Origin of the sequence: Brevibacillus sp. WF146, from assembly GCF_001673705.2 — a bacterium.
GTDB lineage: Bacteria > Bacillota > Bacilli > Brevibacillales > Brevibacillaceae > Brevibacillus > Brevibacillus thermoruber.
The window spans coordinates 2,486,113-2,500,341 of record NZ_CP109943.1 but is presented as its reverse complement, the minus strand read 5'-3'; the positions used below and the strand labels follow the sequence as shown (position 1 = coordinate 2,500,341).

The 14,229-nt window shown below is 57.9% G+C and carries 9 protein-coding genes; 6 read left to right on the top strand and 3 right to left on the bottom strand.

Annotated elements, in window-relative coordinates:
• Positions 1–330 precede the first annotated feature (330 nt).
• The 5 genes from A6764_RS12395 (at position 331) to A6764_RS12375 (ending at position 8,657) form a co-directional block, all read left to right on the top strand.
• Positions 331–1,599 (top strand): exo-beta-N-acetylmuramidase NamZ family protein, encoded by a 1,269-nt coding sequence (locus A6764_RS12395; protein ID WP_083989714.1) that lies wholly within the window; start codon positions 331–333, stop codon positions 1,597–1,599.
• A gap of 13 nt (positions 1,600–1,612) precedes the next feature.
• On the top strand, positions 1,613–3,325 hold the full coding sequence (locus A6764_RS12390; RefSeq protein WP_065066360.1) for a serine hydrolase domain-containing protein: 1,713 nt from the start codon (positions 1,613–1,615) through the stop codon (positions 3,323–3,325).
• Between the two features lie 68 nt (positions 3,326–3,393).
• The gene (gene nagZ, locus A6764_RS12385) at positions 3,394–5,445 is read left to right on the top strand and encodes a beta-N-acetylhexosaminidase (protein ID WP_141669579.1); all 2,052 of its coding nucleotides are present in this window, start codon (positions 3,394–3,396) and stop codon (positions 5,443–5,445) included.
• A 158-nt stretch (positions 5,446–5,603) separates the two neighbouring features.
• Positions 5,604–6,980, top strand: a complete 1,377-nt coding sequence (locus tag A6764_RS12380; RefSeq protein ID WP_065066361.1) for a hypothetical protein — start codon at positions 5,604–5,606, stop codon at positions 6,978–6,980.
• Positions 6,981–7,268: 288 nt separating this feature from the next.
• Positions 7,269–8,657: an aspartate kinase gene (locus A6764_RS12375; RefSeq protein ID WP_035297662.1), complete on the top strand. Its 1,389-nt coding sequence runs from the start codon at positions 7,269–7,271 to the stop codon at positions 8,655–8,657.
• Between the two features lie 150 nt (positions 8,658–8,807).
• Here A6764_RS12375 and A6764_RS12370 read toward each other — a convergent pair whose 3' ends face one another.
• On the bottom strand, positions 8,808–10,040 hold the full coding sequence (locus A6764_RS12370) for an MFS transporter (RefSeq protein ID WP_065066362.1): 1,233 nt from the start codon (positions 10,038–10,040) through the stop codon (positions 8,808–8,810).
• A gap of 954 nt (positions 10,041–10,994) precedes the next feature.
• On the opposite strand from A6764_RS12370, the gene A6764_RS12365 reads away from it, so the two are divergent.
• Entirely contained in the window at positions 10,995–12,242 is a 1,248-nt protein-coding gene (locus A6764_RS12365; RefSeq protein WP_065066363.1) for an MFS transporter, read from the top strand.
• Positions 12,243–12,301: 59 nt separating this feature from the next.
• Here A6764_RS12365 and A6764_RS12360 read toward each other — a convergent pair whose 3' ends face one another.
• Entirely contained in the window at positions 12,302–12,910 is a 609-nt protein-coding gene (locus A6764_RS12360) for a nucleotidyltransferase family protein (RefSeq protein ID WP_065066364.1), read from the bottom strand.
• Complete coding sequence (locus A6764_RS12355; RefSeq protein WP_065066365.1) at positions 12,903–13,952, bottom strand: XdhC family protein; 1,050 nt, start codon at positions 13,950–13,952, stop codon at positions 12,903–12,905. The genes A6764_RS12360 and A6764_RS12355 overlap by 8 nt, the downstream gene beginning before the upstream one ends.
• Positions 13,953–14,229: the final 277 nt, after the last annotated feature.

Here is a 14,229-nt window from a genome sequence, read left to right as displayed (position 1 = left end):
CCTCGGCCGGAAACTGCGACAACACGGGGGCAGGTTTCGAAACCGCGAAACAGAAGCCTTCCCCCCTCCCAAACCACCCTAGCCAAAAGGAACTAGGCGCATAGACAGGGAAACTTTTGACGAAAATGAACAAATATGGGAAGTAATTCCCGAGAAAAAAGACAGGCCAGCCTTTATGATTAGGATAGACTTACAGAATTTTCTGACACCAACAAACCAACACAGAGAGGGGGACGCAGGAATCAAGAGGGTTTTGCGACGGGGTGAAAGCGAATATCGCTCCTTCATCCGTTCACAGGCGATTGGCACTACGTTCAAAAACATGAGGTGATGCTGTTGAAACCCATCCGCTGGTCGATGCTTCTTTTGTCACTGGCGCTCCTGGGCACCATGACCGTGGCGGGAGCGGCCGCCCCCGGATTTGCCAAGGAAAAGCCGAACGGCCGCAGCGTCCAGACGGGCATCGAGGTGCTGCTTGACAATCCGGAGCTGGTAAAAGGAAAAAAAGTGGGGCTGATCACCAATCCGACCGGCGTCACCAGCGACCTGACGCACGACGTCGATGCCCTGCTGGCCAAAAAGGTGAACCTGGTGGCCGTCTACGGGCCGGAGCACGGCATTCGCGGGACGGAACAGGCCGGTTCGGCGCCCGGCACCTACGAAGACCCGAAAACGGGGCTGCCGTTTTACAATCTGTACGACAAGTCGCCGGAAGAGATCGCGCCGCTGTTTCGGGATGTGGATGTCGTCCTGTTTGACATCCAGGACGTCGGCTCCCGATTCTACACGTACATATCGACCATGGCGTACGCGATGAAAGCGGCGGCATTGGAGAACAAGCCGTTCATCGTGCTGGACAGACCCAACCCGATCGGCGGGGAAAAAGTGGAGGGACCTGTACTCGAGCCCGGTTACGAATCGTTTGTCGGGATCTATCCCATCCCCATCCGCCACGGTATGACCGTGGGGGAACTGGCCATGCTGTTTAACGAACGGTATCTGAAAAAGGAGATCGGGAAAAAGGCGGATCTTACGGTCGTGAAGATGAAAGGCTGGAAGCGGGACATGTGGTATGACGAAACGGGCCTTCCCTGGGTACTGCCTTCCCCCAACATGCCGACGGTGGAGACGGCGGCGGTCTATCCGGGAAACTGTCTGTTCGAAGCGACCAACCTCTCCGAAGGCCGGGGAACGACGCGGCCGTTTGAACTGATCGGCGCGCCGTACATCAAGGCATGGGAGCTGGCCGACCGGATGAATGCGCTCCGTCTGCCCGGCGTCAGCTTCCGCGAGGCGTATTTCAACCCGACGTTTTCCAAGCACGCGGGCAAGAATGTCGGCGGGCTGCAGGTATACGTGACCGACCGGGACAAGTACGACCCCGTTCACACCGCCCTCTCCATCATCGCGGAAGTAAAAGCCCTGTATCCGGACGACTTCGCCTGGAGAACCGACAATTGGATCGACAAGCTGACAGGATCGGACAAGGTCCGCAAGGCGATGGACGCGGGCACGCCTGTCGACGCGATCGTCAAAGCGTGGCAGGAGGAATTGGAAGCATTCAAGAAACTGCGCAAGTCCTATCTGCTCTACCACTAGGGAGGAGAAGAGAATGAACCAACGCGCCGCAATGATTGGACTCTGCGTCTGCTTGTCATGGGGAGCGGTCTTTCTGCCGACCGCCGCGGCCAAACACGGCGACGGCGAGTCGTCGGCAATGGAAGCGCAGGAAAAAAAGACGAAGCCTGTCAAGCACCCGCTGTCCCATCCCTGGGACAAACCCGGCCGGTCCTCCGGCAGCCTGCATCCGGGAACGCCTGCAGCCGCAGGGATGACGCCTGCGCCGTTGGGAGAAATCGACTCGTTCATCGAGTCGGCGATCCACGACGGCGTGATGCCGGGCGCGGTCGTGCTCATCGCCAGACGCGGGGTGATTGTCAAGGAACAGGCGTATGGCCATGCCGCCCGCTACGCCGACGACGGGGGGACCTTGCTGGACCTACCGGTCGCGATGCGGACGGACACCCTCTTTGACCTGGCGTCGATCAGCAAGCTGTTCACCTCCACCGCCGTCATGCAGCTCCATGAACAAGGGCTGTTCCAACTGGATGATCCGGTGGCCAGGTACATTCCGGCGTTTGCGGAAAACGGCAAGGACGCGGTGACCATCCGACAGCTCTTGACCCATACCTCCGGGTTTGAACCGTTCATTCCCCTGTACACGATGGGGAACAGCCGGGAAGAGCGGCTGGAGATCGTCTTTCGCCATCCCCTTGTCAACAAACCGGGCAGCGCGTACGTCTACAGCGATCTCAACCTGATCACGCTGGGGGCGTTGGTGGAGAAGCTGAGCGGCCAGCGCCTGGACGAATACGTCCGCGATCACATCACGAAGCCCCTGCGCATGATGGATACGATGTACAATCCGCCCGAGAGCCTGAAGAAACGGACGGCGGCGACGGAGTACCAGCCCTGGACAAACCGGGAACTGGTCTGGGGACAGGTCCATGACGAAAACGCCTGGGCGCTGGACGGCGTCGCCGGGCACGCCGGGGTGTTCAGCACCGCCCGTGATCTGGCTGTCTTTGCGCAGATGATGCTCAACGGCGGCACCTACGGCGGAAAGCGGATTTTGTCCAAAAAATCGGTGGAGCTGATGACGGAAAACCAGATTCCGGAATTACCCGGTGACGACCACGGACTCGGCTGGGAGCTGAACCAGGGCTGGTACATGGACGCGCTGGGCGACAGCCGGACCATGGGGCATACCGGCTACACCGGCACGTCGATGGTCGTCAGTCCCAACAACGAAACGATCTGCATCGTGCTGACCAACCGCGTCCATCCCACCCGCAACACCGTCTCCACCAACCCGGTTCGCCGGGGAGTCGCCCGGCTGGCGGCGCTGGCGATACCGGTGGACCTGCCCGGCAAGGAAGGGGCCTGGTTTGCAGGTACAGGCGACGAGCTGGACAACACATTGACGGCAAAGACCGATCTGCCGGAAGGGGGAACCCTGACGTTTGACACCTGGTACCGGATCGAAAACGAGAGCGACTACGGCCATGTGGAAGCGTCAGCGGACGGCGAGCATTGGACGGAAGTGGGGAGCGCGCTTACCGGCGAAGGCGACTGGCAGACGGTCACGTGGCAGCTTCCCGTGGGTACGGAACAGGTCCGGTTCCGCTACGCCACCGATCCCAGCGTGAACGGCCGGGGCTGGTATGTGCAGCACCCGTCCATCGCCGACCCGTCCGGCAAGCCGGTGAAGGCTGTCTGGAACCCGCAAGGCTGGTCGTACGAAGGCAAAAACAGGGGGAGATAATCGTGGATCACAAAAAACGTACAGGATTGGCATCTTTCTTTGCGTTGGTGCTGCTGTTCTGCCAGGCAATGGTTACCGCAGGCGCGGCGCCTGCGACTTCAGCGGCGTCTGCGACAGCGGCGGACAAGGCCGGCGTCACCGATTTGATCATCAGCCTGAACATCCCCGAGGCGGAAGCGGTCGTGTCGGGCAAGACGCTGCGGCTTCAGGCGCTGCATCTGTACGCGGACGGCCATTTTGAGCAGACTACGCAGCATTTGAGGTGGCAGTCCTCCAACAAAAACGTGGCCGCTGTCGACGCGCAGGGCACCGTCACGTTTGCCGGCCACAACGGCAGAACCTTCATCTCCGTAACCGACGGCAGATTCGAGGACCGCATCGCCCTCGATTACAAGGAAAAAGGGGAGCCGCAGGTACAGGCCGTCAAGCAGAAAGGGAAGCGGTACGACGTCATCGGCAGAGCGATAGCCGGCATGACACTGGAAGAAAAAGTGGGCCAGATGATGATGCCCGACTTCCGCAAGTGGAACGGCGCAGACGTGACCCGCATGCTGCCGGAAATCGAGGCGCTGGTGAAGAAGTACCACATCGGCGGCGTCATTCTGTTCCGGGAAAACGTGGTGGACACCGCGCAAACGGTGCGCCTTGTCCACGACTACCAGCAGGCGGCGGAAAAATTCGGGCTGCTCGTGACGATCGACCAGGAGGGAGGCATCGTGACCCGTCTGCAGCAGGGCACCGACACGCCGGGGAACATGGCTCTCGGTGCCGCCCGTTCCACGGAACTGGCCTATCAGGTGGGCAGCGTCATCGGCAGGGAGCTTGCCGCCCTGGGCATCAACACCAACTTCGCTCCGGTCATGGACGTCAACAACAACCCGGACAATCCGGTGATCGGCGTGAGGTCGTTCGGTGAAGATCCCAAGCTCGTGGCCGACCTGGGCGTTGCCTACATCAAAGGGCTGCAGCAAAGCGGCGTCGCCGCCACGGCCAAACACTTTCCGGGCCACGGCGACACGGCTGTCGATTCCCACTTGGGACTGCCGGAGGTTCCCCACGACAAGGAACGGCTGATGAACGTGGAGCTGTACCCGTTCAAGCAGGCGATGGAGGCGGGCGTGGACGCGATCATGACGGCACATGTCACCTTTCCAAAGATCGACGACACCAAAGCCGTCTCCCGCAAAGACGGAACGGAAATATCACTGCCCGCCACCCTGTCGCCCAAAGTGATCACCGGGCTGATCCGCGACGAGCTGGGCTTTGACGGCGTAGTCTCCACCGACGCGATGAACATGCAGGCGATCGCTGACCACTTTGGTCCGGTGGACGCGGCCATCCGCGCCGTGCAGGCGGGCGTGGACATCGTGTTGATGCCGATCGGCCTGGAAGAAGTAACCAACGGCGTCCTAAAAGCCGTCCGCGACGGCACGATCAGCGAAAAGCGGATCGACCAGTCCGTCCGCCGGATTTTTACCTTGAAAGTAAAACGGGGAATTGTGAAAGCCGAGCAGCCCGCTGATGTAAACGACCAGATCGCCCGTGCCATCGCGGTGGTCGGCTCGGCGGAGCACAAGCGGGTGGAAGCGGAAGCGGCCGCTCGTTCCGTGACTCTGGTCAAGAACGACGGGGTGCTGCCGCTCAATATGGACGAGGGCGCGAGCATCGCGGTGGTGGGGACCACGTACATCGACAGCCTGGCCGATGCCGTCAGGAAGCATCATGCCAACACCGTCACGATCAAGGTGGCAAACGATGCGCTCACCGACGAACAGCGAAAGCAGGTGGAAGCGGCGGACGCCGTGATCATCGGCTCCTACACGTTCGACGTCAAAGGAAGATCCCCGGACAACCCGCTGATGAAACTGTATCGGGAGATCAGCCAGCAAGCGGACACACCCGTGATCGGCGTCGGCATCCGCAATCCGTACGACATCATGGCGTACCCGGAAGCGGATGCCTACCTGGCCCAATACGGCTTTCGCACCGCCAGCTTTCAAGCGACGGCGGACACGATATTCGGCCAAAACGAGCCGACGGGAACACTGCCGGTCACCATTCCGGACGGGAAAGGAGGCACCCTGTACCCGTTCGGTCACGGTCTGGGATACGGCAGGTAAATCTCCGTTTCGAAATGGGAAGAGGCCCGATTCGCTTTCGAGTCGGGCTTTTTCTTAGGGTTCCCATATGGATCGGTCCCGTTTCCGTTGGTATAATATGGTTGGTTTGCGAAAAGACGCTGAGCATGTTCGTTGCAACCCAGGGGGGAATGTGAAAGGTGAACGGTAACAGACGAACAGGGGTCATCCTTCTGGTCCTTCTGCTTCTTATCCTGTTTGCGGTGAAGCGATGGGACCAACCAGGCGATCAGAAGGTGATCAAAGTCGACAGTTGGGAGGAAGTAAAGCGGTATCAATATGCGAAGACCCCTGGGCTGAAACGGGCGGAAGAATTGCATCTCGTCCGCACCTTTGACACCAAGATCCACGTTCCCGGAACCGGCCGCACGTTGTCGATCGACGAGATCTGGTACAACAGCAAACATGTCTTTTTCTTTACCAGTATCGATGTGCCCTCCGGATTTCTGGGCGCTGTTCCCAACGAGAGAGAGGTACCGATTGTCTCGTTTCAGATGGGACTGCCGGGGGACAAACCGGGAGGACCGGACCATCCGCTCTATACCTTGAACTGGATGCCGAATGAAGGTGTCATTCACAACGGGCGGTTTTACAATCGGGCGACCACCAACCCGCTGTACAAGGATGGGATGTCCGACGTTTTGCCCCAGGTCGACGAGATCGTGCTGCGGGATGTGTCCGTGAGCATCGGCGGACAAACCATTCCGCTGCCCGACGTCACCCTCCCGATCCGTTTTGACGTTCGCCAGGAGGTGACGGTATCGGTACCGTTGAAGCAGGAACTGCGCCCGATGGACCGCACGATCGCGCTGGAGTCCTTGGAACTGGGCACGACAGTCAACCGGCTGTACTTTCGCTTCCGCTCCCCGGATCGGAGCGAGCAGTTGAACCATCTGTCCTTTACCCTTCGTTCCGACAAGGGAGAGGTGCGCGACTCCAACCTGAGTCGGATCGAAGCGGGGCCAAACGGGCGGCATTACGTCGAATTTGAACCGTTTGACAAACAGCCGGCAAAGCTGGAGCTTACGCTGCATTCTCTCTGGCTCGCGGGAGACGACCGGATCCGCTTTTCGTTTGATTCCGGAACATACAGCCGCCACGTGAAAAACGAAACAGACTCCTACCGTGAAAAAGTAGGGCAGCACATCGCCACGATTAAAAACACCGATATTTATCTGGATGAACTGTACTACGACGACAGGGGCATTTCCTTTTCCGTTCGCTATGAGGACAAAGAAGCGGGAAAGGTACCCCGTCTTCATCTGATTCCCGAAACTCCAAACGACGCAGAAATGGGAAACAATCGGAAACTGCCGCTGACGGTGACGGCGACAAACGAGCGGGGCGAGCCCGGTGAATACGGGCAGAGAGGCAGCAGCAGCGAGGGCACCTTCGACATGTTTCTGGACGCGAAATTCGTGCAGGCCTCCAAGCGTATTGACGTAACCGTCGACCGGCTGCTGTACGAGATTGCGGGGGAGTGGAAAGCAGCATGTGAGGTGCCGAAAGGAGAGTAACCGTCCCCGGGAACGCTTGCTGTTACGGCAAGCGTTTTTGTTTGCGGTCGAGCAACGTTACGTATTGTCCGCCTGGAATAGACAGTTGTCTTTTTCACGTTAATCGCGTAATCTAAGAGAAGACATCGGGGCCATTCGTCCGGCCGCGGCATCTGCCGCTACCGCGCAATGCCGGGAGGGAGGCTTCCTCTTTCACGGCCGGGTCGGGACCGCGGAAACACGACATGCGCGAAAAAAAAGAGAGAACCAGGAGAGATCACCTCTCATGCGGGATAGGAGGATCAGGAGATGAAGGTTGCAAAATTCGGGGGAACTTCGCTGGCCAATGCCGAGCAGATCAGGAAAGTGTGCCAGATTGTGAGAGCGGACAAGGAGCGGCGGATCGTTGTCGTCTCGGCGCCGGGAAAACGGCATCCATCGGACACGAAAGTGACGGACCTGTTGATCGCCTATGCCCAACGCCGCCTGAACGAAGGCGAAGCGGCAAGCGAAAAGCAGGCCGTCATCAACCGGTTTGTGGAGATCATGGAGGGATTGGAGCTGCCTGCACAGCTCTCCCGGGAGATCGTCGCCGAGCTGGAGGAGAGCCTTGCCGCGACGCCCGCCGATCAGCCCGACCGCTTTGTGGACGCCGTCAAAGCGGCAGGGGAAGACACCTGCGCCAAGCTGGTTGCGGCGTACCTGCGCCAGCTTGGCGAGCAGGCGGAGTACGTCAATCCGCGGGAAGCCGGGCTGTACGTGACGGATGAGGCCGGCAACGCCCAGGTGCTCCCCGAGGCATACGACCGGCTGCAGTCTTTGCGCCAGCGACAGGGCATCGTCGTGTTTCCCGGGTTCTTTGGGTATACGCCGGACGGGGTTCTTGTTACGTTTTCCCGGGGCGGTTCGGACATAACGGGTTCCATCCTGGCCGCCGCCGTGAAGGCTGACCTGTACGAGAACTTTACCGACGTGGATTCGGTCTACGCGGTAAACCCCAACCTGATCGCCAATCCGAAAGAAATCCGCGTCATCACCTATCGGGAAATGCGCGAGCTGGCCTATTCCGGCTTTACCGTCTTCCACGAAGAGGCGCTGCTGCCCGCATTCCGCGCAGGCATTCCGGTCTGCATCAAAAATACGAACAATCCCGCCGCGCCGGGGACCAAGATCGTGTCGGGCAGGGAAACGAAAGACGCGCCGGTGGCCGGCATCGCCAGCGACAAAGGCTTTTGCAGCATCTACGTGAGCAAATACCTGATGAACCGGGAGATCGGCTTTGGCCGCAGACTGCTGCAAATCCTGGAGGAGGAAGGCATCTCGTACGAACACACGCCATCCGGCATTGACAACATCTCCGTCATTTTGCGGGAACGATTCTTTGACGAGAAGACGGAGTCGCGGGTCATCAAGCGGATCATGGACGAACTGCATGTGGATGAAGTCTCCGTCGAACGAAATCTGGCCTTGGTCATGATCGTCGGAGAGGGGATGAGGCGTTCCGTCGGGGTGTGCGCCAGAGCCACCGCCGCCCTGGCAAACGCGAGGGTCAACCTGGAGATGATCAATCAGGGATCGTCCGAAGTGAGCATGATCTTTGGCGTCAAGGCGGCCGATGCCGACAAGGCGGTTCTGGCGCTCTACCAGGAGTTTTTCACGGCGCAGAGCACTTTCCCGCAGCCGGCGGCCACCCGCTAACGTCCTATAACGAATGAAAAAAAGAGGGGGAGTTTCCCCTCTTTTTGCGTTCATCAGTTCAGCTTTTGCGTACACCAGTTCAGCGGCGCGGGCATGGTCCACTTCGGGTATGTCCGTACGTTTCCATCGGATGACGCGTCGTTCGCGGCTTTACCCCTTGAGGGTGGCGTGCCCTTCGGAGAGGCGCTGCTCCTGTCCGCGGGGGTTCTCGATCAGTTTGCCTGATTTGACCAATGCGGCAGTGACCAACAGCGCCGCGCCATTGATGAGAAACACCGCGCGGATCGGAATCAGTCCGCCCAAAAAGCCGCCCAGCACGGGGCCGATCATGGTGGCCAACTGCGTGACCGACTGATTGAGGCTGAACGCTCTGCCGCGAAACTCCGGTGGTGTTACGTTGACGATCATCGCGTTGATCGACGGATAGACGGCCGCGAAGAACAGCCCGTACACGAACCGCAACATGCCGAAGCCGTACAAATGGGTAAAGAAGAACTGCAGCAGATTGCCGATGGCGCCGCCCAACAGGCCGATGAACAACACCTTGGTGTAACCGAGCCTGGTTCCCGCCGCTCCCCATCGAGGCGCGGCCAGCACCGTGGCGATGCCCACGGCGGAAAAAATGATGCCCGAGCTGAGCGACGCATCCTGCTGGGACGCCCCGAGCTGCAGGACGTACACGGTCAGCAGCGGTTCCAGCAGCATGACCGAAACGGTAACGATCATCGCCAATCCCAAAACGGCCATAAACGGGCGGTTTCCCAGGGCGGTGCGCAGGTCCTCCCGTACGTTTGAGCGCGCAGCGGAGCGGTTAACGTTCGTCTCCTTGGCGAAAAACGTGGCAATCAGCGCCGCCACCAGCACGACGTACCCGGAGAAGAGAAACGCTTCCCGGCTGCCCCACAAATGGCTCACAAAGCCGCCCACGAGCGGGCCGACGATCCCTCCGGTGGCGCCGGCCGTCGACATGACCCCGAGCGCGTAGCCCACGTGTTTTTCCGGCGTATTCGTCGCCACCAGGGCAATGGAGGCCGGGACAAAGCCGGCCAGCAGCCCCTGCAGTACCCGGAGCAGCAGGAAGGAGTACGGGTCGGTGACGAAATAGTTCAAAAAGTACAACACGGCCAAGCTGAACCCTGACCGTATCAGCATCGGTTTCCGCCCGTACTTGTCGGCGAGCGAGCCCCAGTAGGGAGAGATCAAGGCGCTCGCCAGGAAGGTAATCCCAAACGAAATGCCCGACCACGCCTCCAGATGCTCATGGACGCCGAGAGACGTGTGGAGGAAGAGGGGCAGAAACGGTATGGAGATGGAGTACGCCGTGCTGCAGAAAAACACCCCGATCCACAGCACGACGAGATTTCGCTTCCAGGAAAACGTCATCTGTCGTCACAACCTTTGTGGGAAAAAAGAGTCGCGTGATGCAGGATCATTTTAACATTGGTTGACAAAAATGACTAATTGAGAAATGAGATTGAATTGTTTCGGAAATGAAATTATCGGGCCCGTTATGAAAAAACGCCGTACACCGGCCATCACAGCCGAGTCTCGATTCGCGCGGCAGCGCCGCCGTTCTCCCTCGCGTTGGTTTTTCATAAAAATCCCTGCTTGACAGGGTGTCAATCCCCATACTATACTTTCCATGTCAGGCAGCACGGTTTGTGCCTGCGCCCCCTGCAAAAGGGAAACATTGCGTAAGGAGGCAAGAACGATCATGGTAAGTGAATTCGTACAAACAGCCATAACGAAAACACTTCCCGATCGTTCGATTGCAGCATGGGTCTAGTTCGCGTTCCCTTGCCGTCATGGGTTCAGGGATATCGAAAGGCGAGCGGCACAGCCGGAACCATACATGCATGAACACAGACGTCGGGAAGAACCGTGGCGTCTTTTTTGCGTTTGCGGGATGTCGGGAAGAACCCGGCGTCTTCGTGAGCAGCGTGAGGCGTCGGATAACAACCTGGCGTCTTTTTGCGTTTGCGAGACGTCAGAAATAGTCCCGGCATCTTTGTGCACAGCGCGAGACGTCGGGAAAAGCCCGGCGTCTTCGTACGCAGCGTGAGACGTCGGGAAAAGCCCGGCGTCTTTTTGCGCTTGACGAAGTGTTGGACATCCGACGTCCATTCATGCATGGAAAGAACCGCTGCCGCTCTTTCCGTCAACCTGCCCGCTGCAATCGAAACAGTGGAGGGCTGCCCGATCAAATCAACAGGAGTGCGGAGAATGGGCAACTGAACACCGAGCCGGGACGAAACCGGATCAGAGGAGTGATCGTCAAAACATGTGCCTGGACTTATCAGACGTACACATTTACCTTGCAAAAGAAAGAGGGATGGTATGACAGTTCAATCGACTTCCAACAGTTCGGCAGGAGATTTGTTCCGCAACCGGGTGGTACGGACCATTCTGCTGTCGGTGTTATTTCTGCAGATCGGCGTTTGGGTCCGCAACTACGCCATTCTGCTGTACGTGATGGAGCGGACCAACGGGGACCCGGTTGCCGTATCGCTCATATCCGTGGCCGAATTTGCGCCGATTTTTCTGTTCTCCTTTATCGGGGGCACGTTTGCCGACCGCTGGCGGCCCAAGCGAACGATGATCTGGTGTGACGTGCTCAGTTCGCTTTCCATGTTTGTCGTGCTGCTTACGCTGGTGTTCGGCAGTTGGAAAGCCATCTTTTTCGCGACGCTGGTGTCGTCCGTGCTGTCGCAGTTTTCGCAGCCGTCCGGCATGAAATTGTTCAAGCTGCACGTGCCGGAACAGCTCATCCAGATGGGGATGTCCATGTACCAGACGCTGTTCGCGCTGTTTATGATCCTGGGGCCGATTGTCGGGACATTTGTTTACCAGCATTACGGCATCGGCGCCGCAATCGCGATCACAGGCACAGCCTTCTTGCTGTCCGCTGTCGTGCTTCTGATGCTGCCGCCTGATCGCAACATGGAGGAGCAGGCTGAGAAAACGACTTTGTGGCAGGAAATGAAGGCGGGATTTCGCTATGTGCTGGGGAACCGGACCTTGACCCTGCTCGGCGGCTGTTTTGCCGCTGCGGGTTTCGCGATTGGCCTGACGCAGCCGCTGGTGGTTTTCCTCATCACCGAACGTCTCGGCTTGCCGAAGGAGGACCTGCAATGGCTCATGGCCGCCAATGGCATCGCCATGATCCTCGGCGGAGGCGTGATGATGGGAGTGGCGAAAAAACTCGCTCCACAAAAGCTCCTCGTCCTGGGGATGACCGTCAGCGCCTGTGGCTTCCTGGTGATGGGGCTTTCCACTGAACTGTGGTTGACGCTGACGGCCCAATTCATCTGCGGACTGGTCATGCCGTGCATCCATATCGGAATCAACACGCTGATACTGCAAAACACCGAGGCGTCGTTTGTCGGGCGCGTCAACGGCATCCTGAGCCCGCTCTTCATGGGCGCGATGGTGGTCATGATGAGCATCACCGGTTGGTTGAAAGCCATGTTCTCGCTGGTGGCGATGTTCGAAGCGGCCACCGTGCTGTTCTTCATCGGGGTGCTGGTGATTCTGCCGCTGCTCAAAGGGCATGCGGCCCCGCAAAAAACCGTCCAGCCGGAATAACAAACAGCGAGTCGTGCGAAAACGCAGGTACCCAGTGAGGCGTACCTGCGTTTTTTCCTTTATGTTGGAGGAAAAGACGTTTCCCATTTCTTCAGATCGTCCGGTGTGTCGATGTCAGCGCCCCACAGGGATTGTTCAGCGGGAATCAGTTTCAGTTTCGCTGCGTGGCGCGAAATGATCAGGCGCCCCCCTTCGTCACCCTTTAAGTCCGAAAAATCTGAAAACAATTCCGCGTCAAACAATACGGGATGCCCGGGTATGCCGCTGTACTGGGGACGCACGATCTGAATTCCATGCGATCGCCAATCCGCATACGTTTGGAGCAGCTTCCTGACCAACATGGGGGGAACAAACGGTTGATCGGCCAGAAACACCAGCAAGGCATCGACCCGGCCTGCCAGCGCTTCGACTCCTCGCTGCAGCGAAGTTGCCATCCCTTTGGCGTATTCTGAATTTTTGATGATTTCTACGGACAAATCCCTGGTATGCTCATGAAGCAGGTGAACATGTTCTCCTCCGACGATGAGGATGGGATCAAGCTGCGATTGGAGGGCACATTCAACGGAATGACGAAACAATGGTTTGCCGTGAACCTCCAGGAATAATTTAGGCACCCCCATTCGACGCGACATGCCTGCGGCCAGGATCACCGCACCGATTCTACGCATGGATTTTCGTTCGGCCGTGAAGGGGCCTGCCGCTGCTGCCGCTTCGGACCATCATCAGTTCCGCAATAATGCTGATCGCAACTTCTTCAATCGTTTCGGCGCCTACATCCAGTCCGATTGGTGCGCGCAGAGGGCCGCTCGACAGAGTCGCTCCGATGTTGGCAAGCATTTCCTGGGTGCGGGACAGGGGGCCTAACACACCGACAAAGCGAGGGTTGCTTCGCAGTGCGAGCGCTAACGAGGCTTCATCTCGGCGCTGCTGGTGATTCATGATGACCCACCAGCTATCCTGCAAACCTGCAGGGTCCGCTGCATCTGGTTCAACGACCAGATGGGATGCGGCCGGAAAACGAAAGCCGTTGTTAAAGTCTTTCCGGGGATCTAACACGGTTACATGAAATCCCACTTGCGCAGCGACAGATACAAGGGGGACGGCATCATGACCGGCACCCGCTATGATCAAGTGTTCATTGGGCCTCATGGTATCAATGACAAAACGGCGATCTCCGAGGGAAAGAACTTCTGCACGCGTGCGTTGGAAGGTCCGATCCAATGCGTGCTGCCGAACCTCGTCTGGTAACTGAGCCAAATCCCCCCAGCCATTTCCGTTTGAATCAAGCAGGACGCGAATACCCGTGGGAATTTCGAGGATCAGGGAAAGGGGGCGATCTTCTTGGATGACGGTGAGGGCTGTTTGCCAGAAGCTGTCCTCGGGATCGACAGGAACAATCAAGATCTCCAAGGATCCTTTACAGCCGATCCCCAACGTCCAGAGGTCATTTTCACTCAGATCATACTGTTTGGTGATCGGGAGGTTTTGACTTATGGCTTCTTTTGACCATTCGAACAGATCATTCTCCAAACAGCCCCCGCTCAATGTACCAAACCTTTGTCCGTCCGCTGCCATCATCATTTTGGCACCAGGCTGGCGGTAAGCCGACCCACGTACCTCCGTAATCATCAACAAGCATGTTTGCTGATTGCGCTGCCAGGCTTGTTTCATGTTTTGCAACACATCTCGTGCTTCTTGAATGCGCGACATGATCGCTTCCTCCTTACGTCATGAAATAGGATATCGGCAATCGCCGGGTATGCGTACACCCTTCTCTGAGTTTTGTTTGAATTAATAAAATATTTTGTTAATTTTTGTGACGATAGTCATTATAGCATAACGAAAATGAGAAATGAACGTTCAAAAGCAGAATGCGGGAGCGGTTGATAGCATAACCAATGTGCTGCGACATACCGGATAAACCTGAAAGGTCATGATGATCTAGCAAAAAAATCTGCATGAATTAAATTTTCAATATTCTAATGAT